Origin of the sequence: Noviherbaspirillum sp. L7-7A (assembly GCF_019052805.1) — a bacterium.
Lineage (GTDB): Bacteria > Pseudomonadota > Gammaproteobacteria > Burkholderiales > Burkholderiaceae_D > Noviherbaspirillum_A.
This window is the reverse complement of record NZ_JAHQRJ010000001.1, coordinates 2,268,016-2,293,571: the sequence shown is the minus strand read 5'-3', so window position 1 is coordinate 2,293,571 and position 25,556 is coordinate 2,268,016. Positions and strand designations below refer to the sequence as shown.

Below are 25,556 nucleotides of genomic sequence, written 5' to 3'. Positions count from 1 at the left end.
CATGTGGAATATGATCAAGCCCAATCACAGGAACATGCGGGTATGGCAGTTCCTGGTGCTGGTGGCGGTGCTGCTGGTCTGGCACGTCGCCACCCGCAATCCGCAGGCCGCGTTCTTCTTCGGGGAACCATTGAAGGTGCTGGTGCGGATCTGGCAATGGTTTACGGTGGGCAGCGGCAAGCTCGAAGTGGGCACCGGCGACAACACCTGGTTCACGCTCAGTTTTCCGGCCGAGATCTATCCGCACCTGCTGGTCACCCTGACCGAAACCCTGCTGGCGTTTGTGATCGGCACCGCGCTGGCGCTGGTGGTGGGGTTGTGGCTGGCGCTGTCGCCGGTGGCCTCCGCCATACTCGACCCCTACATCAAGGCCGCCAACTCGATGCCGCGGGTGATCCTGGCGCCGATCTTCGCGATGTGGTTCGGCCTGGGTATCTGGTCCAAGGTGGCGCTGGCGGTAACGCTGGTGTTCTTCATCGTCTTCTTCAACGTCTACCAGGGGGTGAAGGAAGTCAGCCCGGTGGTGCTGGCCAATGCCAGGATGATGGGCGCCAATGCGCGCCAGCTGCTGCGCTCGGTGTATCTGCCCTCGGCCACCTCGTGGGTGTTTTCCAGCCTGCATACCTCCGTCGGCCTGGCCTTTGTGGGCGCCATCGTCGGCGAGTACCTGGGCTCGGCGCGAGGCGTGGGTTACCTGATCCTGCAGGCCGAAGGCACCTTCGACATCAATACGGTGTTTGCCGGCATTGTGGTGCTTACCCTGTTTGCGCTGGCGCTGGACGGGCTGGTGGGCGCGATCGAGAGGCGGCTGATGAAGTGGCAGCCGAAATCCGGTGAAACCGAAAGGCTGTAGCGCGGCGTCCGACCCAATGAAAAAGCCGCCCTGATGGCGGCTTTTTCCGGCGGCGGGCTGTTGACAGCCCGTATCGCGGCCTGGTGCTTATGCCAGGTAGGCAGCATAGCTGCAGGACTCGTCCGATTGCGCTTCACGGAAGTCGACCATGAACAGCACGGCAAAGAATGCAGCCAGTTTTGCCGGGATCTTTTTCGCTTCTTCGAACGGGACGTACAGGGAAGGCATTGTTGCGGTGGTCATTGCGATGGCTCCTGAAGGTGAAATTTTTCTATGACGGGAAGATAAGGCCAGCCACGCTGCAAATCCAATTGCAATCCCTGATGTGAGGTATCACTTCAATGAATGCCAGAAACTCTCTCATTCTTCGCAAGGATGGTAGTGCAGCGTTGGCCATGTAGCGCTGAGCGGCAAGCCGATGATCCTTTGTGGTGCGTCCGAGACATCGGGCCGTTATCCTGGTGACGTTTCAGACTCGCAATGGGCCTTCGCATGCGCCTTGCCATTGCACGAAAATTGCTGGACAAGACTGCAGCGAGCGACGGTGTGCCGCGGCGACTGTCCGTCGCTCGCCAAATACCGGTATAGTGCCGCCCGAAACAGCCAGCAGAACCGTCCCGGGCTGCAAGCAGCCCGCGGACCATCGATCAGGAAACCGCATGCCTACATCCACTTCAGCCTTTACCGAATCCGACCGTCGCCTAATGCGCGCCGCGCTCACCGTTGCCGAGCGCGCCAAGGCCGCCGGCCGCCATCCCTTCGGCGCCATCGTCGCCGATGAACAGGGCAATATCATTGCGGAGGCCGGCAACAATTCCATGCCGCCGCAGGGCGACCCGACCCAGCATGCCGAGCGCGTGGCCGCGGCGCTGGCGGCGCAAAAGCTGGCGCCGGAAGCGCTGGCCCGCTGCACCCTCTACACCAGTGCCGAACCGTGCGCAATGTGTGCCGGCGCCATCTACTGGTGCAACATTGGCCGCGTGGTATATGCCATGTCCGAGGAAAAGCTGCTGGAACTGACCGGCAGCCATCCGGAGAACCCGACCCTGGCGCTGCCTTGCCGGACCGTGTTCGCCAGCGGCCAGCGGCCGACCGAGGTCGTGGGCCCGCTGCCCGAGATGGAGCAGGAGGCGGCCGCTCCTCATATCGGCTTCTGGGAGTAGGCGATGGAAAACATGGATCCGGTACTGTGGAATGACTGGCATCCGGTTGCGGCCAGCGCCGGTCTTGCCGTCGGCGCCATGCAGCCGGTGCGGCTGATGGAGCAGGAGCTGGTGATCTGGCGCAGCGGCGATGGCGTGGTGCAGGCCTGGGACGACCGCTGCCCGCATCGCGGCGCGCGGCTCTCCCTTGGCTGGGTGAAGGATGACCGGCTGGTCTGCGCCTACCACGGCTGGCAATTCGATCATGCCGGCGCCTGCCGCCTGCAGCCGGCCCATCCGCAGGACACGCCGCCGCGCACCGCCTGCGCCACGCGTTTTCAGGCGAAGGAGGCCTATGGCATGGTCTGGGTCTGCCTGGGCGAGCCGGCACGCGCACTGCCGCCGTTTCCGGAGCATGGCAACGGCCAGTTGCGCCATGTGCTGTGCGGGCCTTACCCGGTGCATGCCTGCGGCCCGCGCATCATCGAAAACTTCCTCGACATGGCGCATTTCCCCTTCATTCACACCGGCATCCTGGGCGACCCGCAGTTCACCGAAGTGCCGGACTACCAGGTCGACCCCTATGACGACGGCCTGGGCGCGCAAGGCATGGAAGGCGTGATCGCCACCGGCTGCCGGGCCTACCAGCCGCAGGCCAACCTGCTGGCCGCCGACGGTGCGATGGTGGAGTACACCTATCGCGCGGTGCGCCCCCTCACGGCCATCCTGACCAAGCTGCCGCAGAGGCCGGATGGCCTGACCGAAGCCATCAGCCTGCATGTGCAGCCGCTGGACGAAGACCATGCCCATGCCTGGATCGTGCTGGCAATGCACAACGACAGTTCCAGCGACGACGAGCTGCGCGCCTTCCAGGACCGCATCTTTATGCAGGACTTGCAGATACTGGAGTCGCAGCGGCCGAAGAAGGTGCCGCTGGAGCCGGGCGTGGAAGTGCCGCAGCGGGCCGACCGGCTGTCGGCGGCGTATCGCCGCATGTTGAAGCGCATCGGGCTGCGGTACGGGGTGCTGTAAGCCGGGCAGGGCCGGTATCAGTCCTGCGCCTTGCGCGTCAGGCCCAGATAGGTGTCGATCACCTTGGGATCATTGGCCAGCTGCTGCGCAGGGCCTTCCAGCGCGATGTCGCCGGTCTCCAGCACATAGGCATAGTCCGCCACCTGCAGCGCCGCGCGCGCATTCTGCTCCACCAGCAGGATCGCCACGCCGGTTTCCTTCAGGCCGACGATGATATGGAAGATTTCCTTCACGATCAGCGGCGCCAGGCCCAGGCTGGGCTCGTCCAGCATCAGCAGGCGCGGCTTGGCCATCAGCGCGCGGCCTACCGCCAGCATCTGGCGCTCGCCGCCGGACAGGGTGCCGGCTTCCTGTTTGCGTCTTTCCTTCAGGCGCGGAAACAGGCGGTAGACCTCGTCGAGCTGGTCGTTGTAGTTGCTTTCGCGCGCCTTGTAGCGGCGGTAGCTGCCCAGCTGCAGATTGTCTTCCACGGTCATGCTGGCAAACAGCTCGCGCTTCTCGGGCACCAGGCACATGCCGCGCGCCACCCGCGACTCGATCGCCACGCCGGTCATGTCGTGGCCGTTCAGCATGACCCGGCCACGCGCCGCGCCGGCAGCCGGCAGCGCGCCGGCGATGGCGTTCAGCATGGTGGACTTGCCGGCGCCGTTGGGGCCGATTACGGTGACGATCTGGCCCGCGCCGACGGTCAGGCTGGCGCCATGCAGCGCCTCGACCTTGCCGTATCCCACATGCAGGTCGCTTACTTCCAGAATTGGTGTGCTCATTGTCTTTCCCGCCGCTTCAGTCGCTTCAGTCGCATCAGTCTATGCCGCCGAGGTAGGCTTCCAGCACCGCCGGGCTCTGCTGCACCTCGGCCGGCAGGCCTTCCGCGATCTTGGTGCCGAATTCCATCACCACCAGGCGGTCGGTCAGGTTCATCACGAAGTCCATGTCATGTTCCACCAGCAGGATGCTCATGCCCTCGGCCTTGAGCCTTTTCAGCAGCTCGGCCAGCGCCTGCTTTTCCTTGTAGCGCAGGCCGGCCGCCGGCTCGTCCAGCAGCAAGAGGGTAGGGTCGCAGCACAGCGCCCGCGCAATCTCCAGGATGCGCTGCTGGCCCAGCGCCAGGCTGCCGGCTTCCTCGTGCATCAGGTGGCCCAGGCCAACCCGCTTCAGCTGGTTGCTGGCTTCAAACAGCAGCGCCTGTTCCTCGGCCCGGTTGGCGCGCAGGATGCTGGTCGCGATGCCGGCCACGTCGCCGTGGGTGCCGCGCAGATGGCCGCCGATGGCGACGTTTTCCAGCACGCTCATGGTCGGCATCAGGCGCACATGCTGGAAGGTGCGGGCAATGCCGCGCCGCACGATCTCGCGCGAGGCCAGGCCATCGATGCGCTGCAGCTGGCCGCCGCTCCTGAAGCGGATCTCGCCGCGGGTGACGGGCAGCACGCCGGTCACCAGGTTGAACATGGTCGACTTGCCGGCGCCATTCGGCCCGATCAGGCCCATGATCTCGCCGGCCCGCACGTCGAACTGCATGTCATTGACCGCGACCAGGCCGCCAAACTCCTTGCGCGCCTTGTCTACTTCCAGCACCACTTCGCCGCCGGTCTGCTTCGCGCGCATCGGCAGCGCAGGCGCCGTGGCCGGCGCCACCGCCTGCGGCTTCTGCGGGAAGCGGCGGCGAATGAAGGGCCACAGGCCTTCGCGGGCGCGCTGCAGCAGCAGCACCATCAAAATGCCGAACACGATCACTTCAAAGTTGCCGCTGGCGCCCAAAAGCTTGGGCAGCAGCGACTGCAACTGGTCCTTCAGCACCGTCAGCACCGTGGCGCCCAGGATTGCGCCCCACAGGTGGCCGGCGCCGCCCACCACCGCCATGAACAGGTACTCGATGCCCTGGTTCAGGCCGAACGGCGTCGGATTCACCGCCCGCTGCATATGGGCATACAGCCAGCCCGAGATGCAGGCCAGGAGCGCGGCGATGACGAAGATCACGATCTTCATCCAGGCGGTGTTTACACCCATTGCCTCTGCCATCACGCCGCCGCCCTTGAGCGCGCGGATGGCGCGCCCTGGCCGCGAATTGAGCAGGTTCTGCAGTGCGACGACGGTGACGAGCACCACAAACCAGATCAGGTAGAACATTGCGCGGCCGCTGCCCAGGGCCATGCCGAACAGCTCGATCGGCGGCACGCCGTTCAGGCCGTCGTACTTGCCGAGGAAGTCCAGATTACCGAACAGGAAATACAGCGACAAACCCCAGGCGATGGTGCCCAGCGGCAGGAAGTGGCCGGACAGCCGCATCGTGATGGCGCCGATGAAGAAGGCCGCGCCGGCGGTCACCAGGAGGCCGGCCGCCAGGCCCACCCAGGGCGACAGGCCGAACTGGGTGGACAGGTAGGCGGTGGCATAGGCGCCCAGGCCGACGAAGGCCGCCTGGCCGAAGGAGGTCAGGCCGGCCACGCCGGTGAGCAGCACCAGGCCCAATGCGACGATGGAATAGAGGCCAATGTAATTGGCCAACGTGATCCAGAATTCCGGGGTGGGCAGCAGCGGCAGCGCCGCCATGATCAGGGCAAACAGCAGAAAAAACTTGTTCATTATTCTTCCTCCTCCTCGACATGCTTGGAGGTCAGCGAGCGCCACAGCAGCACCGGGATGATCAGGGTGAAGACGATCACTTCCTTCAGCGCGCTGGCCCAGAACGAGGAATAGGATTCGAGCAGGCCCACCATCACCGCGCCGGCGGCGGCGATCGGATAGCTGGCCAGGCCGCCGATGATGGCGCCGACAAAGCCCTTCAGGCCGATCAGGAAGCCGCTGTCGTAATAGACCGTTGTCAGCGGCGCGATCAGCACGCCGCACAGCGCGCCCATGGCAGCGGCCAGGGTGAAGGCCAGCCGGCCGGCCTGTGTGGTGCCGATGCCGACCAGGCGCGCGCCGAGGCGGTTGACCGCCGTGGCGCGCAGCGCCTTGCCCGACAGGGTGCGCTCGAAGTAGAGATACAGACTGACGATGAGCAGGATGGACACCGCGACGATCACCAGGCTCTGGCCGGAAATGGCCAGCGCGCCGATCTCGATGCGTGCATCGGAGAACGGCGTGGTGCGCGAGCCTTCGGCGCCGAACATCACCAGGCCCAGGCCTATCAATGCGAAGTGCGTGCCCACCGATACGATCAGGAGCACCAATGTGCTGGCCTCGGCCAGCGGCTGGAAGGCCAGCCGATAGACCATCGGCCCCATCGGGATCACGATGGCCAGCGCCAGCGCCACCTGGGCCAGCATTGGCGCCTGCGCCGCGGCCACCGCTTGGGTGACGACGTACAGCGCGATCGGGAAGGCGAGGAATTTCAATGCCGCTACAGGGATGCTGCGCGCCGCGCCATGACGGCGCTCGGCATTGCGCATCGTGCCAACCACTTCGACCAGGAAGCAGGCCACGCCCAGCGCCACCAGCAGCGTGGCCGAATGGGGAAAGCGGCTGGACTGCAGCGCGGCCACGGTCAGCGCGCCAAAGGCGACGAACTCGCCCTGCGGAATGAAGATCACGCGCGTGACCGAGAACACCAGCACCAGCGCCAGCGCCAGCAGCGCATAGATCGCCCCGCTGGTAATGCCGTCCTGGGCCAGGATGGCGGCGATTGATAAATCCATGTTTGATTCCCCGGATGGAGGACGTTAAAAAGGCGCGATTATAATCGCGCCCCGGTGATCACGATGCGAAACGGGATTACTTGGCGTCGCCGCCCAGCTTCCACTTGCCGTCGACGATCTGCACCATCACGCGCGAGCGCTGGTCGAAGCCCAGGTGGTCGGTCGGGCTCATGTTGAAGATGCCATGGGCGCCGGCGACTTCCTTGGTGTTTTCGATCGCATCGCGCAGGCCCTTGCGGAAGGCCGGCGTGCCCGGCTGGCCGGCCTTGAGCGCGGCCGGCACGGCATTGGCCAGCAGCGCGCCGGCGTCCCAGGCATGGCCGCCGAAGGTGGAGACGGTGCCTGCGCCATTGGCCTTTTCATACGCGGTCTTGTAAGCCAGCGCGGATTTTTTCACGGGGTTCGAATCAGGCAGCTGCTCGGCCACCAGGATCGGGCCGGATGGCAGCCAGGTGCCTTCGCAGTCCTTGCCGCAGACGCGCAGGAAGTCATTGTTGGCCACGCCGTGGGTCTGGTAGATCTTGCCCTTGTAGCCGCGCTCCTTCAGGGTTTTCTGCGGCAGCGCGGCCGGCGTGCCGGAGCCGGCGATCAGCACCGCGTCCGGATTGGCCGAGAGGATCTTCAGGATCTGGCCGGTGACGGAAGTGTCCGGACGGGCAAAGCGCTCGTTGGCCACCAGCTTGATCTTGCGCACGTCGGCCAGCTTGGAAATCTCGCGGTACCAGCCTTCGCCGTAGGCATCGGAAAAGCCGATGAAGCCCACGGTCTTGACGCCGTTGTCGGCCATGTGCGACAGGATGGCCGTGGTCATGTGGGAATCGTTCTGCGGCGTCTTGAACACCCAGCGGCGCTTGGCGTCCTGCGGCTCGATGATGGAAGCAGACGCGGCCATCGAGATCATCGGCGTCTCGGACTCTGCGGCGACGTCGGTCATGGCCAGCGAATTGGGGGTGACGGTGGAGCCGATCAGCAGGTCGACCTTGTCTTCGCTGACCAGCTTGCGGGCATTCTTCACCGCGGTGGTCGGGTCGGTCGCGTCGTCGAGCACGATGTATTCGACGGTCTTGCCGGCGATGGTCTTGGGCAGCAGCGAGATGGTGTTCTTTTCCGGGATGCCGAGCGAAGCGGCCGGGCCGGTGGCCGAGACGCTCACGCCGACCTTGATCTGGGCAGCGGCGGTGCCGGCATAGGCCAGGGCGATCAGGGCAGGCAGCAGGGCGGCGGCGAAGGTTTTTTTCATGTTGGGTCTCCGGATTGGGTATGCGGTTTGCGGGGTGGTCCCGTCGGTTGTTGGTTGCGTTGATCCTGGGTGGGCTGGGCGCCTGGGCCGAACGGCCGGCGGGTTGATGCTGGCTGTGACTCCGGGATTTTTGCTCGCCGAACTATAGCATTAAAGAGGGTGGGAAAGCCCGGTTTTGCCTCCGAGTAGAGAAGGCTGCGTAGCACGATCGGAAAGGAAAGGCGCATCAGCCGGCAGTGTCGTCAATCTTGTCAAGGCTCCGTATTGCGTGATCCTTCTTGGCTCTTCTGGTACCGAACCACTGGCAATGCAGCAGGCCGCAATAGCCCAACAGGTCTTTATCATCCCAAAAGGATCGAAATATGAGTGTGATGGACATCCGCTTTACCATGCAGGACGATTGCGTCGCTTTTTCCGATGTCGCAAGGTGTTACGCCAGCACGGGCTTTGGTTGCGTGGCCGACAATCTGCAAGACAGCGGCCTTGCGGCGGCTTTCCTGGCGCCCGGTAGCTACAGGTACTTCGCTCTGGACGGCGACAACAACCTCGTTGGTCTGGCACGGGTGCTTACCGATGGCGGAATGTGCTCATGGATTGCCGAATTGTGCGTTGCGCCGTCGTGGCGCAAACGCGGAATCGGAAGCAGGCTGATGGCGCTGGTGCTTGAAAAGTCCGGACACACGGATATCTACGCGGATGCGTTGACGGGAGAGGAGCGTTTCTTTGCCAAACATGGCGTAAAACCAAGGGCAAGCCTGGTTGCCTGCAGCCGGGCATTAAGGTAGAGCGGCAATTTGCCAGGGTAGGAACGGCGATGCGCCGCCACCGTGCACTGGCAAAAGCCTAGCAGCGTTTGACTGCCAGCCCGGCGTGGCCGACAACCATCGCTGCGCGATTTCAACGCATGCGGCGCGCCTACACCCCCAGGTACCGCGTCAGCGCCTCATGATCCTGCGCCAGCCCCGCCGACTCGCCCGCCAGCACGATGCGCCCCTTCTCCATCACCGCCGCCAGGTCCGTATTGGCCAGCACCATCCGGTAATTGCGGTCCACGATCAGCGTGCTGATGCCGGTCTCGCGTATCTGCCCGATCACGCGCCAGATTTCCTGCACGATCAGCGGCGCCAGGCCCTCGGTGGCTTCATCGAGGATCATCAGCGTCGGGTTGGTCATCAGCGCGCGGCCGATGGAGAGCATCTGCTGCTCGCCGCCCGAGAGCTGCGCGCCGCCGTTGTCCAGCCGCTCGGTCAGGCGCGGGAACAGCGACAGCACCCGGTCGTAGGTCCATGCGTTGCCGCCGTCCACGCCGGGCCGCGCGCTCATGATCAGGTTTTCCTTCACCGACAGGTTGGGGAAGATGCCGCGCCCTTCCGGCACGTAGCCGATGCCCAGCCGCGCCATCTTTTCCGGCGGCCAGCCGGTGACGTCGCGCCCGTTCCAGACCACCTTGCCGCCGGCCATGGGCACGTAGCCCATCAGCGAGCGGATCAGCGTGGTCTTGCCCATGCCGTTGCGGCCCAGCAGGCCCACGGCGCGGCCGGCGGGGATATGCAGGTCCACGCCCTGCAGGATGTGGCTGTCGCCGTAGTAGGTGTTGATTCCGGTGAGTTCTAGCATGGCGATATCAGTGGGCCTCGCCCAGGTAGGCGGTCTGGACGTCGGGATTGGTGCGGATGTTGTCGGGAATGTCGCTGGCGATGACTTCGCCGTTGACCATCACGGTGATCCTGTCGGCCACGCGGAACACCGCGTCCATGTCGTGCTCCACCAGCAGCACCGCATGGTCGCGCTTGAGGCGTTCCAGCAGCGACAGCATGCGCTCGGATTCCTCGGCGCCCATGCCGGCCAGCGGCTCGTCGAGCAGCAGCACCCGCGGGCGGGTCGCCAGGCACATCGCGATCTCCAGCTGGCGCTTCTGGCCATGGCTCATGCTGCCGGCCGGGCGGTCGGCAAAGGCCGCCAGCCCCGCCACTTCCAGCACCTCGTGCGCTATGCCCGTGCTGTGCGCGCAGTCGCGGGCCGACTGCCACAGGTGCCAGGGCCGCTGCAGCGCGGCCTGCGCGGTCAGGCGGCAGTTTTCCAGCACCGAGAACTGCGGGAAGATGGTGGTGCGCTGGTAGCTGCGGCCGATGCCGGCGCGCGAGCGCCTGGGCTGCGGCCAGGCGGTGGCATCCACGCCGTCGAACTTCAGCACGCCTTCGGACGCCGGGATCTCGCCGGAGAGCATGTTGATCAGGGTGGACTTGCCGGCGCCATTGGTGCCGATCACGGCATGCAGTTCGCCGATGTGCAGGTCGATCGACACATTGCGCACGGCGGTCAGCCCGCCGAAGCGGCGGGTCAGCGATCCGGCCTGCAGCAGGGGCGTGGCAGCGGTTTTTTCAGTGCGCATGATGCGACTCCGGTGAGCGTTTGAAACGGCGCGTCAGGCCGATCAGGCCCTGCGGCAAGAGGGCCACGAACAGGATCATGGTCAGGCCCAGCGTCAGCTGCCAGCGCTCGGCGAAGGCGCCGAAGATGGCCGACGATGCATAGAACTCCTTCAGCAGCACGAAGGCCACCGCGCCCAGCACCGCGCCGCGCAGGCTGCCCATGCCGCCCAGGATAATCATCATCAGCACGCCGCCCGACTCATGCCAGGACAGCAGCTCCGGATTGACCGCGCCATTCTTGGCCGCCATCAGGAAGCCGGCGACGCCGGCCAGCATCGCCGCCAGCACGAAGGCGGCCAGCTTGTAGAAATAGGTGTTGAAGCCCGCCGCGCGCATGCGCTGCTCATTGATGCGTATGCCGGCCAGCGCATGGCCGAAGCGCGAGCGCAGCACCGCGGCCAGCAGCGCATAGGTGCCGACCAGGCAGGCCAACGCCAGGTAGTACACGTGGCCGGACTTTTCCAGGTCGAGCAGCGTGATGCCGCCCAGTGCCAGCACCGGGCGCGAGGTCAGGAAAATGCCGTCGCTGCCGCCGCCGACCGGCGTGTCGTGGAACACGAAGTAGGCCATCTGCGCGAAGGCCAGCGTGACCATGATGAAGTACACGCCGCGGGTGCGCAGGCTGAGCGCGCCGGTGACCAGCGCATACAGCCCGGCCGCCAGCATGGATGCCGGCAGCAGCCAGAACACCGACGCGGCATTGTCGCCGGAGGCCAGCACCGTGACATAGGCGGCAATGCCGAAGAAGCCGGCATGGCCGAGGCTGACCAGGCCGGTGGTGCCGACCAGCAGTTCCAGGCTCAGCGCGAAGATGGCATAAACCATAATGCGCAGCACCAGGTCGGCGCTGTACGAGGACATGAAGGCGGGCAGGGCGGCCAGCAGCAGGGCGACCGCCAGCGGCAGCAGCGAGGCTTGCAGGCCGCGGCGCGAGGCGCGGGCCATGGGCAGGGAAAGTGGCGTGCTGTTCATGATCAGTAACCTTTGCTCTTCAGGCCTTCCGGCCGCCAGATCAGGATCAGCGCCATCAGCAGGTAGACGCTGATGCCGCTGTATTGCGCGAAAAACACCTTGCCGAAGGTGTCGACAAAGCCTACCAGCAGCGCGGCAATGAGGGCGCCGGAAATCGACCCGATGCCGCCGATCACCACCACCACGAAGCAGATGATCAGGATTTGCCCGCCCATGCCCGGATACACCGACGCGGCGGGCGCGGCGATCATGCCGGCGAGCGCGGCCAGCGCGACGCCGGCGGCGAACACGATGCGGTACAGCAGCCGGATATTGATGCCCAGCCCGCGCACCATGTCGCGGTTGCTGGCGCCGGCGCGGATCATCATGCCCAGGCGGGTGCGGTTGACCACGAAGTACAGCCCGATGGCGACGACGATGCAGGCCGCCGAGGCAAACAGGTTATAGACCGGATAGGTCATCATGCCGCCGAGCGAGATGCCGCCGGACAGCCAGGGCGGGGCGGTGACGCCATGCACGTCATTGCCGAACAACATGCTGCGCACTTCCTCGAACACCAGAATCAGCGCATAGGTCATCAGCACCTGCTGCAGGTGGTCGCGCTGGTACAGGTAGCTGAAGAACACCCATTCCAGCACGAAGCCCAGGATCACCGCCAGCACGATGCCGGCCAGCAGCTGCAGGATGAACTGGTCGCCGAACAGGGGCGCGAGGGCGAAGGCCATGTAGGCGCCGATCATGTAGAAGCTGCCGTGGGCAAGATTGATCACGCCCATGATGCCGAAGATCAGCGTCAGGCCGCTGGCGACCAGGAACAGCAGCAGGCCGTACTGAATGGCGTTGAGGCACTGGATGAGAAAAGTGGGGAGGTCCATGATGTTGATGGTTAGCTGTGAGTCAAATTGACAGTATTACCAGTGCCTCGAAAGTTTCATACGTCGTGGTTTCGTAGGGTGCAATACCCGAAGGGCATTGCACGGCCTTTCGCAAACCGGGATGACATTGTCGGCCGTCTTCCTTGATCGACGAATGGTGTAATGCCCCTGTCGGGGTATTACACCCTACCAAAATGGCAGTTGCAGTTGCAGTTGCAGTTACGCGCAGCGACCGTTGCCGTTGCCGTTGCCGTTGCTTTTTAACTCCCGTTGAGTGCGCCGTGTCAGCGGTGCCCGGAGCGGATAAGGTGCGGCGTCTGTCTGAGCGCAGCGCAGCGTAGCGAGTTTAGCCGCGCCCCGCTCCGGGTACCGCTGACACGGGAACCCCGCGCAGCGGGGCGCGATCACCGGGTCGCCTTTTTTTGGTTACTTTTTTTGGCGAAGCAAAAAAAGTAACCCGGCCGCCGGGACGGACTCCCGGCTTGTCTCCACGGCAGTGCAGCCGCATTGCGTCACCTGGCGAGGCACGGGCAGCACTGTCGTTGTCGTCTTTGACGTTCGTCGTTACGATGCGAACTGCGAACTTCAAAAGCAACTGCTGCTTCGCAGTGACGCCTTTACGCCGGGTGAAACAACGCCACTGCACTGTCGTCATGACCAGGCCGGGTGTTCGCCCCGGCAGGCGACCTACTTCTTTTGCTTCGCCAAAAGAAGTAGGCAAGAAAAGGCGACCCGGTGATCGCGCCCCGCTGCGCGGGGTCCCCGTGACGGCGATGCCTGAAGCGGGGCGCGGCTAAACTCGCTACGCTGCGCTTCGCTCAGACAGACGCCGCACCTTATCCGCTTCAGGCATCGCCGTCACGGCGCGCTCAACGGGACTTGAACTGCCACGTCAAAGGCAACGTCAAAGGCAACGGCAACGGCAACGGCAACGGCAACGGCAACGGCAACGGCAACGGCAACGGCAACGGCAACGGCAACGGCAACGGCAACGGCAACGGCAACGGCAACGGCAACGGCAACGGCAACGGCAACGGCAACTGTCGCTGCGCGCACTGCAAACGCACCCCACACATCAACCCCTTCGTAGGGTGCAATACCCGAAGGGCATTGCACGCTGGTCGCAAACTGGGATCGCATTCTCAGCCGACTTCCTTGGTTCACCATCCGTGGAATGCCCCTTCGGGGTATTCCACCCTACGACTGCCACTTCAAAAGCGACTGCAACTGTCGCTACGCGTACTTCAAAAACAACAGCGCCTGCAATGACATTTGCTACCTCTACAAGGCAACAGCCCGTGCCCACGGGCCGCCACCACCGCCATTACATCTTGCATCCCTTGGCCGGATCGGCAAGCGCCTTCACCGCCACGCCCTTGACCTCGTTCAGGTTGCCCTTCACCTGGCGCAGATACACATCCTGCACCGGATTATGCGCGGACGACAGCTTGAACTTGCCGCGCGGGCTGTCGATCTCTGCCTTCTCCATGCCAGCCACCAGCTTGTCCCGGTTCTTGATGTCGCCGCCGGCCGCCTTCAGGCCCGCCGCCAGCATCTGCGCTGCATCATAGCCCTGCACCGCATAGACGTCGGCATTGACCTTGTACGCCTTGGCAAAGGCCAGGCGGAAGGCGTTGTCGCGCGGGGTGTTGAGGTTGTCGGCATAGTGCAGCGTGGTGTACATGCCCTGCGCGGCCTCGCCCTGCGCTTCCAGCGTGCCGTCGGTCAGGAAGCCCGGGCCGTACAGCGGGGCGCTCTTCATCAGGCCGGCGGCTGCATAGTCCTTGACGAACTTCACCGCGCCGCCGCCGGCGAAGAAGGCATACACCGCGTCCGGCTTCTGCGCCGCGATCTGCGTCAGGAGCGCCTGGAATTCGACGTTGGGAAAGGGCAGGGTCAGCGCCTGGGTGACCTTGCCGCCGGCAGCCTCGAAGCCTTCGGTGAAGCCCTTCACCGATTCATTGCCGGCCGCATAGTTCCAGGTGATGGTGACCACCTTCTTGTGGCCGCGCTCGGCCGCGACCTTGCCCATCGCATAGGCCGGCTGCCAGTTGGAGAAGGAGCTGCGGAAGATATTCTTCGCGCACATCGGGCCGGTGACGACGTCGGCGCCGGCATTGGGCACGATCAGCAGCGTGTTCGACTCCTTCGCCGCCTTGGCCATGGTCTGCGCCACGCCGGAATGCACGGTGCCCACCAGCACGTCGACCTGGTCGCGCTTGATCAGCTTGTTGACGTTGTCGGCGGCCTTGGCCGGGTCGGATTCGTCATCGACCTTGAAGTACTGCACTTCCTGGCCGCCCAGCTTGCCGCCCTGCTCGGCGACATACAGCTTGAAACCGTTCTCGATCATCGTGCCGAGATTGGCGAAGGTGCCGGTGGCCGGCAGCATCAGGCCGACCTTGATCGGCGCGTTCTGCGCGTGGGCCTGGCTGCCCAGGGCAAGCACTGCGGCGGCGATGGCCAGGCGTACGGGCGTGAATGTGATCTGCATGATGTCTCCTGATAGGACGTTCTTGTTTGTTGTAAGAATGTGTGAATGCCGTTTGCCAGGCTTCCTCAGGCCAGGCCGCTGATGAATCTGCCAGCTTCCCTGCTCAACGCCGCCGGCTGGTCGCGGTGGGGCGAATGCCCGCATTGCGGCAGCACCAGCACCTCGGTCTGCGGCGCCTTGCGGGCAATGCCATGGACCTGTTCCAGCGTGCCGTATTCATCGTCCTTGCCCTGGATCGCCAGCACCGGGCAGCGGATGCGCGCCACCTCGGCCTCAATGTTCCAGTCGCGGAAGGCGGGGTCCAGCCAGATGTCGTTCCAGCCCCAGAAGGCCGAATCGACATCGGCGTGGTAGCGCGCCAGCCGCTCGCGCAGGCCCTGCGACAAATAGGCTTCGCGGGCCGCCGCAATGCTGGTCACGCTGATGTCCTCGACGAAGATATGCGGAGCGAGGACGATAACACCGCGCAGGTGTTCTGCAAAGCTTGCCGCATGCAAAAGCGCGATCGAGCCGCCGTCGCTATGGCCGAACAGCCAGGGCCGCTCGATGCCCAGCGCGCCGAGCAGCGCAGGCAGCACCTCCCGCGCCTGGCGGTGCATGAAGTCGGGCGCCCAGCGCTCGTGTTCCGGGCGCGGCGTCGACTCGCCATAGCCATAACGGGAATAGACCAGGCCGCGCAAGCCATGCCCGTCGCAGAAGCGCTGCGGGAAGTCCTTCCACATCGCCACCGAGCCCAGGCCCTCGTGCAGGAACACCACCACCGGCCGGCTCGCATCGCCGCTGCCGACCCACTGGTATTCCAGCGACAGCGGCCGGCCGCGCCAGTCCAGCTGCACGAAGGAAGAGGCGAGGGCGGGATTCTGCTCGGCCATCCTCATGCCTCCAGCGCGCGCAGCTTGAAGCGCTGTATCTTGCCGGTGGCGGTCTTGGGCAGGTCTTCCACGAAGATGATGTCGCGCGGGTACTTGTGCGGCGCCAGCCGGCCCTTGACGAAGGCCTTCAGCTCGGTGCACAGCGCGTCGTCGGCGGCCTGGCCGGCGCGCGGCACCACATAGGCCATGGTCTTGGTCAGGCCCTGTTCATCGGGCTTGCCCACCACCGCGCATTCCAGCACCGCCGGATGGGCAATCAGCGCCGACTCGACCTCGATCGGCGAGACATACTGCCCGCTGACCTTCAGCATGTCGTCGCTGCGGCCGGCATAGGTGTAGTAGCCCTCGGCATCCTGCACATACTTGTCGCCGCTCCTGACCCACTCGCCCTGGAAGGTGGCGCGGGTCTTGTCGCGGTTGGTCCAGTACATCAGCGCAGCGCTCGGGCCGCGAATGTACAGGTCGCCGACCTCGCCGACCGCAACCGGCTTGCCCTGTTCGTCGCGCAGTTCGATGTCATAGCCTTCCACCGGCTTGCCGGTGACGCCATAGCGCACGTCGCCGCTGCGGTTTGACAGGAAGATATGCAGCATCTCGGTCGAGCCCAGGCCATCGAGGATGTCGGCGCCGAAATGGTCGCGGAAGCGCTCGCCGACTTCGCGCGGCAGCATTTCGCCGGCCGAGGCGCAGATGCGCAGCGCCACCTGCTCGCGCGCCGGCAGCTCGGGCGAGGCCAGCATGCCAACATACAGCGTGGGCACGCCGGCGAACACCGTGGGCTTGTGCTGGACCAGGCGCCTGAAGACGGCCTGCGGCGTCGGCCGCTCGGCCATCAATATCGTGGTGGCGCCGACCGACAGCGGGAAGGTCAGGCCATTGCCCAGGCCATACGCGAAAAACAGCTTGGCCGCCGAGAACACCACGTCGTCCTCCCGCACGCCTAGCACCGGCTTGCCATACAGCTCGGCAGTCCAGTACAGGTTGGCATGGGAATGCACCGTGCCCTTGGGCCGGCCGGTCGATCCGGAGGAGTAGAGCCAGAAGGCAAAGCCGTCGGCATGGGTGTCGGCATGGCTGCCTTCGGGCAGCGGCCGGGCGTCGAACAGCGTGTTGAAGCCGATTGCGCCATCGGGCAGTGGCTGCGCATCGCCCGACACCACCAGCTGCGGCTGCCTGCCCGACTGGGCGATGGCGTCCTGCACCACTGGCAGCAAGCCGGCCGACGCCAGCACCACGCGTGCGCTGCAATGGCCCAGCATGTAGGCATAGTCGGCCGCCGGCAGCAGGGTGTTGACCGGCACCGGCACGACGCCGGCGTACATCGCGCCCAAGAGCGCCACCGGCATGTCGGTGGTGTCGTGCATGATCACCAGCACCCGTTCTTCGGGCCGCAGGCCAAGCGCCAGCAGGCCGGCCGCAAAGCGGCGCACCCGTTCGTCAAGTTCGCCGTAGCTCAGGGTTTCACGGTCATCGATATAGGCCGGCTTGCCGGCGCGGTCGCGGTTCACTTCCAGGATGTATTGCGCGAAATTGAACCGCTCGGGCGGCTGCTTGATGGTGTGCTGCATGGTGTCTCCTCCAGCGGCTGTAGTCTTGATGCGATGCCGCCGGCAGTTACCGGCGGCGCTGCGCCGGCAACGCGGCAATGCATGGGCGCAGCGGAATGGTCATGTTCAGGCCGCGGCGGTGAACTGGATCGAACCTTGCGGCAGCAGGTACAGAACCAGCGCCCGGCCTTCGGTCACGGTCGGGTGGTGGGCGCTGCCGGCTTCATAGACGCACCAGCCGGCAGGCTGGCCGTCGAAACGGGCGCCGGGCGTGAGCGGCATGATCAGGTCGATCTCGCCGTTCGGGTGGCTGTGATGCGGGCCGGCCAGGTCCTGCATGTCGACCACGTCCACCGAGAAACCGTGGGTGGCGTCGGTGGCCTTGAGTACCCGTCCGTACTTGATGCCGCCGCCTTCACGGTTGCAGAGCCAGCCTTCGGCGACGCCTGCCTGGCAGGCAGCGAACAGCGCTTCATAGGTATCGCTGCCGGGGCCGTGGTCGGCATTCAGATGGGCCTCGAGCGATGCATCGAGCGGCGCGCCGGCGATTTCCGACGTCAGACCGCTGACGAGTTGCTGGAACTGTTGAACATCCACGCAGGTTCTCCTCGGACAGCACTTCGCTTATAGTGAGTGCCTTTATTTTTGTTAAGATCGTAACTTATATTGCATCTAAAATTGAGTGTACATGCATTATCTTGCAACGGTCAATACCGCGAGTCATAATATAATTCATCGCAATAATGCGACTGGCCCTGGCGGGCTGCAATCAAGGGCAAAAACAGCATGACGGACTTATCCGACCCAATCAAGGACCCTTTCCTGATTACCCTGGGCGAGCGGCTCAAGACCCTGCGCGCCCGGCGCGGCATGACGCGCAAGGCGCTGGCCAGGCTGGCCGATGTGTCCGAGCGCCATCTGGCCAATGTGGAGTCGGGCGTAGGCAATGCATCCATCCAGTTCCTGCGGCAGCTGACCCTGGTGCTCAACTGCACGCTGGCCGAGATGATCGGCGACGAGACCGCTTCCTCGCCGGAATGGCTGATGATCCGCGAGATCCTGCGCGGCCGCTCCGAGGCCGAACTGGCCCAGGCGCGCGCCGCAATGACCGACCTGTTCGAGACGCCCACCAGCGAAAGCGCCCGTCGCCAGCGGGTGGCGCTGGTGGGCCTGCGAGGCGCCGGCAAGTCCACGCTGGGCCAGATGCTGGCCGACACCTGGATGGTGCCCTTCGTCGAACTGAACCGGCAGATCGAGGCGCTGGCCGGCTGCAGCATCGCCGAGATCCATGCGCTGTACGGCGCCAATGCCTATCGCCGCTATGAATACCGGGCGCTGGAAGACGCGATACGGCGCTTTCCCACCGCGGTGATCGCCACGCCCGGCGGCATCGTCTCCGACCCGGCGTCCTTCAACCTGCTGCTGTCGCACTGCTATACGGTCTGGCTCAAGGCCACGCCCGAGGAGCACATGGAGCGGGTGCTGGCGCAGGGCGACAAGCGTCCGATGTCGGGCAACCGGGAAGCGATGGACGACCTGAAGAACATCCTCGACAGCCGGGCGCAGTTCTATTCGAAGGCGGATCTGACCTTTGATACGAGCGACATCACGCAGGAAGCGGCGTTTGTCGGGTTGACGGAGCAGTTGCGCGGGAAGGCGCTGGCGGGGGAGAAGGGGGCGGCTTGAGGGGAACGCAAGGTACGTATCCAGTTACTCCCCCTGTAAGGCACCTGCTCCTTCGACATGGATGAGCGGTTGCATCAGTTGATATGGCGATGTTGCCGCTTTTCCATTGATCAGAATCACCTTGGGGAAAGCCTCTTGTGCCCTTATGCTGGCTCGCAGGCTGCGCGTACGGTCTCGGGGATAACTCAGCCAGAGATTCTTACCCACATTGATCCGGCACATGTGGTGCTGACAGGAGGCTCCCTTGTCTAATCGTCCATCTCTCAAGATCGCGCCGGGCACAAGGCCTCTGGAGATATTGGCCTTTCTACGCGCTGTCGAGCAGACGTCCGGTTTTTCGGGGGCGCGCAATCTGCGTGCCGTTGAAGAAACGGTTGTCGGAAAGGATGGGACTTGTCACAAGTTCACCGTTTTGTTTGTTCGGGCCGGACCAGAGTGTGTGCTTCAATGGCTGACCAATACCTGGAACCGGAAAGAGCAGCGTTTGCTGGCCGCTAAAGTCGTATTTGACGCCGTTCCACACTCTTCAGCAAAGGATCTGAAATCAGATCTGCAAAGCATTGCGGCGCCGATGTGTTTGTCCGTGGCGTCGGCCAAGTCAATGCTTGATCCACTCGCGTCCACTCTGGATGAACAGAAGCGGGCGCTCATTAATTTACGCAAGCGTGCCGTAGCACGCCTCTCCTCGCGAGAACATGTCAGTCGCGGTTTGTCGTTGCTGGAGAAATCGAATCTTTGCGCCCATTGGCTAATACGCTTGCCGCAATTTTTGCTGGGTAAGCCGGGCAAGGATGACAAGGCGCAGCATGAAGTCATCGCTGCATTTGCGCCGGTCGAGAAATTGATTTCGCTATTACTGAAGCAAAACCCAACTGTAATCCAGACGCTCGATAAGCAGCAGGCACAGGACCTTATCAGCGGTGTGCACAAGTTTGCAATGAATTGGAACATTAGCGTGCGCAACAAGCCGGTATCGCATGGCAGGCTCATCAGGGATTTTCCTGAACTCGCTGCGATTGACTGGCTGCTTGCTTCGTTCAGCGCGACCTGCCCCGATCCCTTTAGATAAGTCTTGAATGGAGACAGGTACGTCTTTGGAACCCCTGCGTTGAACATGTTAAGCATCAGGGCAAGCCGGTTTTTTTAGTTGCCAGCATTAGGTACTGAGGGATGTTTATATGCACTTCACTACATTGGAACTCTCCAGCGCCAGCGCGCGTTGCATAAGGGGCTTCATCGAAGACACCCGGGAAACCTATGGCGCTTCTAGTCTCAGAGCGCGCTACGTCGGGAAAACGGATGACCGCGGCCAGCGGACCAAGGTTTTGGTCCTGTTCGTGCGCACAGGGAAGGAAAACATTGTTGACCGAATGATCAACTTCTTTGACAAATCCGCTCAGAACCGTTTGGCTGTGGAGGAAATCAATAAACGTGTCCCTGGGATTCTTCAGAAAACATCAAATGCACAGGAAGGCCATACCCATTTGCCGGAAATGATGACGGTGGATGAGGCTGCGAAAAAGATGGAGGAGCGTGACACTCGCCGTCTCGTCACAATGCTGGAGATCGCGTCTACTGCCCTGAATGAAAAGGAAAATGGAAAAGCGTCCAGTCGCAGCATTGTTTTGAAGCGTGGGGGTGAAGGTATGCTGTTCCTTGCCAGCCAGGCTTACTATGAACATGACATGCGCTTGGTCCGTCAGCATCTTGGTGTGGGAACACACATTACCGAAGCCGATTTTGAATCGGGGTTCACTTGGTTTGCTCGGTTCGCATTACTTCTTACACAGTTGAGTTCCATAGGGACGGAAAGCCTATCTGCCGTCCAAAGGTCTGTTATCGATGAAGGCCTGAAGTTTTGCAGCTTGTGGCTCAGCGCAAGTACAAGATTAAAAGGTGACAAGGAAGCAGGGCATCCATCAGGTTTCCATTCATTGCAGGGGTGGGCCATAGGCGAGATACTCAAGATCGCCGCCCCCATGTTTGGAGATCAGTTTCCGGAACAGCAACTTCCAAATTCGTTCTACGGCTTGACCGATCTCAAGCCATCGATACTGAGGTAGATCCTTGCCAGAGAGATGGCACGTCTGAACACAATAACGAATTTCCAGCAGCGAGATATTCAAGCTTTTGCCTGACCGGCAGTTTCCTGGATCGGCCTGGCCGGCTCCCGAACTTACCTGCATTTAAATTCTTGACTCACCCCCATTGATGCAATATAGTGCGTTCACTACTTCGTTAATGCACCATATTGCTTTCAAGGATGACGTCATGAGCACTTCGCCGCAAGTCGATTATCAAACTTCCCCCGAGCAGTACAAGCACTGGACGCTGGCCTGCGATGGCCCGGTGGCGACGCTGACGATGAATGTGAACGAGGACGGCGGCCTGCGCGAAGGCTACAAACTGAAGCTCAATTCCTACGACCTGGGCGTCGATATCGAACTCAACGATGCCGTGCAGCGCATTCGCTTCGAGCATCCGGAAGTCAAGACGGTGGTGATCACCAGCGCCAGGGACCGCATCTTCTGCTCCGGCGCCAATATCTTCATGCTGGGCAAGTCCAGCCATGCCTGGAAAGTCAACTTCTGCAAATTCACCAATGAAACCCGCAACGGCCTGGAGGATTCCAGCCGCCATGAAGGGCTGAAGTTCATTGCCGCGGTCAATGGCGCCTGCGCCGGCGGCGGCTATGAGCTGGCGGCGGCCTGCGATGAAATCATTCTGGTGGATGACCGCTCCTCGTCGGTCAGCCTGCCGGAAGTGCCGCTGCTGGGCGTGCTGCCGGGCACCGGCGGCCTGACCCGTCTGACCGACAAAAGGAAAGTGCGCCACGACCATGCCGACATCTTCTGCACCACGTCCGAAGGCGTGCGCGGCCAGCGGGCGGTGGACTGGAAGCTGGTCGATGCGATCGCCAAGCCGGCCCAATTCAAGGAAGCCGTGCAGAAGCGCGCCCAGGAACTGGCGGCACTGAGCGACCGTCCGGCCGATGGCCGCGGCGTCAAGCTCACGCCGCTCAATCGCACCGTCGGCGAGAACGGCATCGACTACGAGCATGTGAGCGTGGCCATCGACCGCGCCGCCCGCAATGCAGTGCTGACGGTGCGCGGCCCGAAAGGCCCGCAGCCAACGACGGTTGCCGCCATCGAGGAAGCCGGCGTGCACTGGTGGCCGCTGCAGATGGCACGCGAACTCGACAATGCGATCCTGCACATGCGCACCAATGAACTCGACATCGGCACCTGGCTGCTCAAGACCGAGGGCGACGTGCAGGCCGTGCTGGAAGCCGATGCCGTGATGCTGGCCAACCAGTCGCACTGGCTGGTGCGCCAGACCATGGGCCTGATGCGCCGCACCTTTGCCCGTCTGGACGTGTCCTCCCGCTCGCTGTTTGCGCTGATCGAGGAAGGCTCCTGCTTCGCCGGCTCGCTGCTGGAAGTGGCGCTGTCGGCCGACCGCATCTACATGCTGGCGCTGCCGGACAGCCCGGAGAAGGCGCCGAAGATCGCAGCCTCCGAACTGAATTTCGGCCTGCTGCCCATGGTCACGCACCAGTCACGCCTGCAGCGCCGCTTCTATGACGACGAGGCCGCCATTGCGAAGGTGCGCGAGGCCCTGGGCCAGCCGCTCGACGCCGACCAGGCGATGGCGCTCGGCCTGATCACCTCCAACCCCGACGACATCGACTGGGCCGACGAAACCCGCATGGTGATCGAGGAGCGCGCCAGCATGTCGCCGGACGCCCTGACCGGCCTGGAAGCCAACCTGCGCTTCAACGGCCCGGAGACCATGGAGACCCGCATCTTCGGCCGCCTCACCGCCTGGCAGAACTGGATCTTCATCCGTCCGAACGCGGTGGGCGAGCTGGGCGCGCTGAAGGTCTACGGCAGCGGCAACAAGGCCCAGTTCGACATGAACCGCGTTTAACCGAATCAACAACCAGTACATCCGCAGCAGCCTCTCTTTAAAGGGAAATATTGTGAGCACAATCGACTACAGCGAAAAGATCCCGAACAACGTCAACCTGTCGGAAGACCGCACCCTGCAGCGCGCGCTGGAACACTGGCAGCCCAACTACCTGCAATGGTGGCGCGACATGGGGCCGGACGGCTCCAACGGTTTCGACGTCTATCTGCGCACCGCCATCAATGTGACCCCGGAAGGCTGGGCCAACTTCGACCATGTGAAGATGCCGGACTACCGCTGGGGCATCTTCCTGGCCCAGCAGGACGAAAACCGCAAGGTCAACTTCGGCGAGCACAAGGGCGAGTCGGCCTGGCAGGAAGTGCCGGGCGAGCACCGCGCCAACCTGCGCCGCATGATCGTGACGCAAGGCGACACCGAGCCGGCATCGGTCGAGCAGCAGCGCCACCTGGGCCTGACCGCGCCGTCCAACTATGACCTGCGCAACCTGTTCCAGATCAACGTGGAAGAGGGCCGCCACCTGTGGGCCATGGTCTACCTGCTGCACAAGTACTTCGGCCGCGACGGCCGCGAGGAAGCCGAAGCCCTGCTGCAGCGCAATTCCGGCGACCAGGACAATCCGCGCATCCTCGAAGCCTTCAACGAGGAAACGCCGGACTGGCTGGCCTTCTACATGTTCACCTACTTCACCGACCGCGACGGCAAGTTCCAGTTGAATGCGCTGTCGGAATCGGGCTTCGATCCGCTGTCGCGCACCTGCCGCTTCATGCTGACCGAGGAAGCGCATCACATGTTCGTGGGCGAGTCGGGCATTTCCCGCGTGCTCTCGCGCACCGCCGCCATCATGAAGCAGCATGGCATCGAGGACCCGGAAGAGGTCAGGAAGCATGGCGTGATCGACCTGCCGACCATACAGCGCTACCTGAACTTCCATTTCAGCGTGACCATCGACCTGTTCGGCGCCGACCAGTCGTCCAACGCGGCGACCTTCTACAGCACGGGCCTCAAGGGCCGCTATGAAGAGACCAAGCGCGACGACGACCATCTGCTGAAAAACAACCAGTACAAGATCCTCGACATCGCCAACGGCCAGCTGGTCGAGCGGGAAGTGCCGATGCTGAATGCCCTGAACGAAGTGCTGCGCGACGACTACATCCGCGACTCGGTGGCAGGCGTGGCGCGCTGGAACCGGGTGCTGGAAAAGGCCGGCCTGGCCTTCCGCCTGGTCACGCCGCACAAGGCATTCAACCGCCATATCGGCACCTTCGCCAGCCAGAAGATATCGCCGGACGGCCGCGTGATCTCAGAAGCCGAATGGGCGGCGAATGTGCGCAACTGGCTGCCCAGCGAGGAAGACCGGGCCTATGTCGCATCGCTGATGGGCCGCGTGGTCGAGCCGGGCAAGATGGCCAACTGGATCGCGCCGCCGCCGGTGGGCATCAACCGCCAGCCGGTCGATTTCGAGTACGTACGCTTCAATTAAGCAATGCACAGGCGCGCCTTTGGGCGCGCCTTTGATGGAATCAGCCCCATGAACGCTCCCGAACAGATTGTCCTGATCCGCCAGCACCTGATCGATCCCGAGGTCTGCATACGCTGCAACACCTGCGAAGAGACCTGCCCGATCGACGCGATCACCCATGACAGCCGCAACTACGTGGTCGACCCGGCGATCTGCAATGGCTGCAATGCCTGCATCTCGCCTTGCCCCACCGGCTCGATCGACCACTGGCGCACCCTGCCCAGGACCGCGGCCTACAGCCTGGAAGAACAATTCAGCTGGGACGAGCTGCCGGTTCAGCAGGAAGTGCCGGAAGACAGCGCTGTGGAAACGCCCGCCGAAACCGCGGTGGAGCAGGCGCTTGCCGACGGCATGCAGATCAATGCCGCGGTGTCGCCTACTTCGGCAATCGCGCCATGGTCGGCTGCCCATCCCTACATCAATCTCTACCTGAACAAGAACCCGGTGACGGCCACCGTCGCCGGCAATTACCGGCTCACGGCGGCCGACACCGAGAGCGACATCCATCACATCGTGCTGGATTTCGGCAACCAGTTCTTCCCGATACTGGAAGGCCAGTCGATCGGCATCATCCCGCCCGGCGTGGACGAGAACGGCAAGCCGCACTACATCCGCATGTACTCGGTGGCCAGCCCGCGCAGCGGCGAGCGCGAAGGCTACAACAACCTGTCGCTGACGGTAAAGCGTGTGGTGTCGGACCATGACGGCAAGGCGGTCAGAGGCGTCGGCTCCAATTACCTGTGCGACCTGCAGAAGGGCGAGCAGGTGCAGGTGACCGGCCCGTTCGGCGCCAACTACCTCATGCCCAACCATGCCGGCTCCAACATCCTGATGATCTGCACCGGCACCGGCTCGGCGCCGATGCGCGCCATGACCGAGCACCGTCGCCGCATGTTTGCCAAGGGCCAGCCGCTGGACGGCAAGCTGATGCTGTTCTTCGGCGCCAGGACGCCCGAGGAGCTGCCGTACTTCGGCCCGCTGCTCAAGTTGCCGCCGGCGTTCATCGACATGCACCTGGCCTTTTCGCGCCAGCCCGACCAGCCGCGCGCCTATGTGCAGGACAAGATACGCGAGGCCGGCGCGGCGGTGACGGCGCTGCTTGGCGGCGACACCTATGTCTACATCTGCGGCTTGAAGGGCATGGAGGCCGGCGTGATGGAGGCGCTGCGCGAAGCCTGCAGCGCGGCCGGCATGGACTGGGCTGCGGTGCATGCGAAGATGGTGAAGGAAGGGCGCTTCCACGTTGAAACCTATTGAACCCGAGGCGGCCAGCCGGTTCAGGCTGGGCTGCGCCTGCGTTCCGTCAACGGCAGCTGCAGCGCAG

At 63.6% G+C, this 25,556-nt stretch carries 24 protein-coding genes; 11 read left to right on the top strand and 13 right to left on the bottom strand.

The annotated features are described in order from the left end of the window. Position 1 precedes the first annotated feature (1 nt). On the top strand, positions 2-853 hold the full coding sequence (locus KTQ42_RS10450; protein ID WP_217345441.1) for an ABC transporter permease: 852 nt from the start codon (positions 2-4) through the stop codon (positions 851-853). Between the two features lie 87 nt (positions 854-940). Here KTQ42_RS10450 and KTQ42_RS10445 read toward each other — a convergent pair whose 3' ends face one another. Further along, complete coding sequence (locus tag KTQ42_RS10445; protein WP_217345440.1) at positions 941-1,096, bottom strand: hypothetical protein; 156 nt, start codon at positions 1,094-1,096, stop codon at positions 941-943. Between the two features lie 416 nt (positions 1,097-1,512). Between KTQ42_RS10445 and KTQ42_RS10440 the strand changes: the two genes are divergently transcribed. Further along, the gene (locus KTQ42_RS10440) at positions 1,513-2,016 is read left to right on the top strand and encodes a nucleoside deaminase (RefSeq protein WP_217345439.1); all 504 of its coding nucleotides are present in this window, start codon (positions 1,513-1,515) and stop codon (positions 2,014-2,016) included. Positions 2,017-2,028: 12 nt separating this feature from the next. Further along, complete coding sequence (locus tag KTQ42_RS10435; RefSeq protein ID WP_217345438.1) at positions 2,029-3,027, top strand: aromatic ring-hydroxylating dioxygenase subunit alpha; 999 nt, start codon at positions 2,029-2,031, stop codon at positions 3,025-3,027. A gap of 17 nt (positions 3,028-3,044) precedes the next feature. On the opposite strand, the gene KTQ42_RS10430 is transcribed toward KTQ42_RS10435, so the two are convergent. From KTQ42_RS10430 to KTQ42_RS10415, 4 genes are all read right to left on the bottom strand, one after another. Beyond that, positions 3,045-3,794, bottom strand: a complete 750-nt coding sequence (locus KTQ42_RS10430; protein ID WP_217345437.1) for an ABC transporter ATP-binding protein — start codon at positions 3,792-3,794, stop codon at positions 3,045-3,047. 34 nt (positions 3,795-3,828) lie between these two features. Further along, a complete protein-coding gene (locus KTQ42_RS10425; RefSeq protein ID WP_217345436.1) occupies positions 3,829-5,610 on the bottom strand; it encodes a branched-chain amino acid ABC transporter ATP-binding protein/permease in 1,782 nt (593 codons plus the stop codon). Then, positions 5,610-6,665, bottom strand: a complete 1,056-nt coding sequence (locus KTQ42_RS10420) for a branched-chain amino acid ABC transporter permease (RefSeq protein ID WP_217345435.1) — start codon at positions 6,663-6,665, stop codon at positions 5,610-5,612. Before KTQ42_RS10420 ends, KTQ42_RS10425 begins: the two co-directional genes overlap by 1 nt. A gap of 76 nt (positions 6,666-6,741) precedes the next feature. Further along, a complete protein-coding gene (locus KTQ42_RS10415) occupies positions 6,742-7,905 on the bottom strand; it encodes an ABC transporter substrate-binding protein (protein ID WP_217345434.1) in 1,164 nt (387 codons plus the stop codon). Between the two features lie 362 nt (positions 7,906-8,267). Here KTQ42_RS10415 and KTQ42_RS10410 point away from each other — a divergent pair, with 362 nt between their 5' ends. After that, on the top strand, positions 8,268-8,690 hold the full coding sequence (locus KTQ42_RS10410) for a GNAT family N-acetyltransferase (RefSeq protein WP_217345433.1): 423 nt from the start codon (positions 8,268-8,270) through the stop codon (positions 8,688-8,690). A gap of 130 nt (positions 8,691-8,820) precedes the next feature. On the opposite strand, the gene KTQ42_RS10405 is transcribed toward KTQ42_RS10410, so the two are convergent. Genes KTQ42_RS10405 through KTQ42_RS10390 form a run of 4 tightly spaced genes read right to left on the bottom strand, consistent with a single transcriptional unit; the run spans position 8,821 to position 12,184 of the window. Then, positions 8,821-9,522, bottom strand: coding sequence for an ABC transporter ATP-binding protein (locus KTQ42_RS10405; protein WP_217345432.1), 702 nt, complete (start codon positions 9,520-9,522; stop codon positions 8,821-8,823). A 7-nt stretch (positions 9,523-9,529) separates the two neighbouring features. Further along, positions 9,530-10,297: an ABC transporter ATP-binding protein gene (locus KTQ42_RS10400; protein WP_217345431.1), complete on the bottom strand. Its 768-nt coding sequence runs from the start codon at positions 10,295-10,297 to the stop codon at positions 9,530-9,532. After that, positions 10,287-11,309 carry a branched-chain amino acid ABC transporter permease gene (locus KTQ42_RS10395; RefSeq protein WP_249222712.1) on the bottom strand — a complete coding sequence of 341 codons (1,023 nt, stop codon included), beginning with the start codon at positions 11,307-11,309 and terminating at the stop codon, positions 10,287-10,289. The genes KTQ42_RS10400 and KTQ42_RS10395 overlap by 11 nt, the downstream gene beginning before the upstream one ends. A 2-nt stretch (positions 11,310-11,311) precedes the next feature. Next, positions 11,312-12,184, bottom strand: a complete 873-nt coding sequence (locus KTQ42_RS10390; RefSeq protein ID WP_194712353.1) for a branched-chain amino acid ABC transporter permease — start codon at positions 12,182-12,184, stop codon at positions 11,312-11,314. Between the two features lie 879 nt (positions 12,185-13,063). Here KTQ42_RS10390 and KTQ42_RS10385 point away from each other — a divergent pair. Further along, a complete protein-coding gene (locus KTQ42_RS10385) occupies positions 13,064-13,453 on the top strand; it encodes a hypothetical protein (protein ID WP_217345430.1) in 390 nt (129 codons plus the stop codon). A 55-nt stretch (positions 13,454-13,508) separates the two neighbouring features. Here KTQ42_RS10385 and KTQ42_RS10380 read toward each other — a convergent pair whose 3' ends face one another. The 4 genes from KTQ42_RS10380 to KTQ42_RS10365 all read right to left on the bottom strand — a co-directional run bounded on the left by KTQ42_RS10380 (position 13,509) and on the right by KTQ42_RS10365 (position 17,694). Next, positions 13,509-14,678 carry an ABC transporter substrate-binding protein gene (locus tag KTQ42_RS10380; RefSeq protein WP_217345429.1) on the bottom strand — a complete coding sequence of 390 codons (1,170 nt, stop codon included), beginning with the start codon at positions 14,676-14,678 and terminating at the stop codon, positions 13,509-13,511. 65 nt (positions 14,679-14,743) lie between these two features. Continuing rightward, entirely contained in the window at positions 14,744-15,550 is an 807-nt protein-coding gene (locus KTQ42_RS10375; protein ID WP_217345428.1) for an alpha/beta hydrolase, read from the bottom strand. 2 nt (positions 15,551-15,552) lie between these two features. After that, positions 15,553-17,118, bottom strand: a complete 1,566-nt coding sequence (locus KTQ42_RS10370; protein ID WP_217345427.1) for a benzoate-CoA ligase family protein — start codon at positions 17,116-17,118, stop codon at positions 15,553-15,555. A gap of 105 nt (positions 17,119-17,223) precedes the next feature. Continuing rightward, a complete protein-coding gene (locus KTQ42_RS10365) occupies positions 17,224-17,694 on the bottom strand; it encodes a DUF4863 family protein (protein WP_217345426.1) in 471 nt (156 codons plus the stop codon). A gap of 189 nt (positions 17,695-17,883) precedes the next feature. On the opposite strand from KTQ42_RS10365, the gene KTQ42_RS10360 reads away from it, so the two are divergent. The 6 genes from KTQ42_RS10360 (at position 17,884) to boxA (ending at position 25,489) form a co-directional block, all read left to right on the top strand. After that, positions 17,884-18,783, top strand: coding sequence for a helix-turn-helix transcriptional regulator (locus tag KTQ42_RS10360; RefSeq protein WP_217345425.1), 900 nt, complete (start codon positions 17,884-17,886; stop codon positions 18,781-18,783). Between the two features lie 244 nt (positions 18,784-19,027). Further along, positions 19,028-19,852: a hypothetical protein gene (locus KTQ42_RS10355; protein WP_217345424.1), complete on the top strand. Its 825-nt coding sequence runs from the start codon at positions 19,028-19,030 to the stop codon at positions 19,850-19,852. Positions 19,853-19,961: 109 nt separating this feature from the next. After that, positions 19,962-20,846 (top strand): hypothetical protein, encoded by an 885-nt coding sequence (locus KTQ42_RS10350; RefSeq protein ID WP_217345423.1) that lies wholly within the window; start codon positions 19,962-19,964, stop codon positions 20,844-20,846. Positions 20,847-21,054: 208 nt separating this feature from the next. Then, a complete protein-coding gene (gene boxC, locus KTQ42_RS10345; RefSeq protein ID WP_217345422.1) occupies positions 21,055-22,713 on the top strand; it encodes a 2,3-epoxybenzoyl-CoA dihydrolase in 1,659 nt (552 codons plus the stop codon). A 52-nt stretch (positions 22,714-22,765) separates the two neighbouring features. Beyond that, a complete protein-coding gene (boxB, locus tag KTQ42_RS10340; RefSeq protein ID WP_217345421.1) occupies positions 22,766-24,193 on the top strand; it encodes a benzoyl-CoA 2,3-epoxidase subunit BoxB in 1,428 nt (475 codons plus the stop codon). Between the two features lie 48 nt (positions 24,194-24,241). After that, positions 24,242-25,489, top strand: a complete 1,248-nt coding sequence (gene boxA / locus KTQ42_RS10335; protein ID WP_217345420.1) for a benzoyl-CoA 2,3-epoxidase subunit BoxA — start codon at positions 24,242-24,244, stop codon at positions 25,487-25,489. The last annotated feature ends 67 nt before the right edge of the window (positions 25,490-25,556 follow it).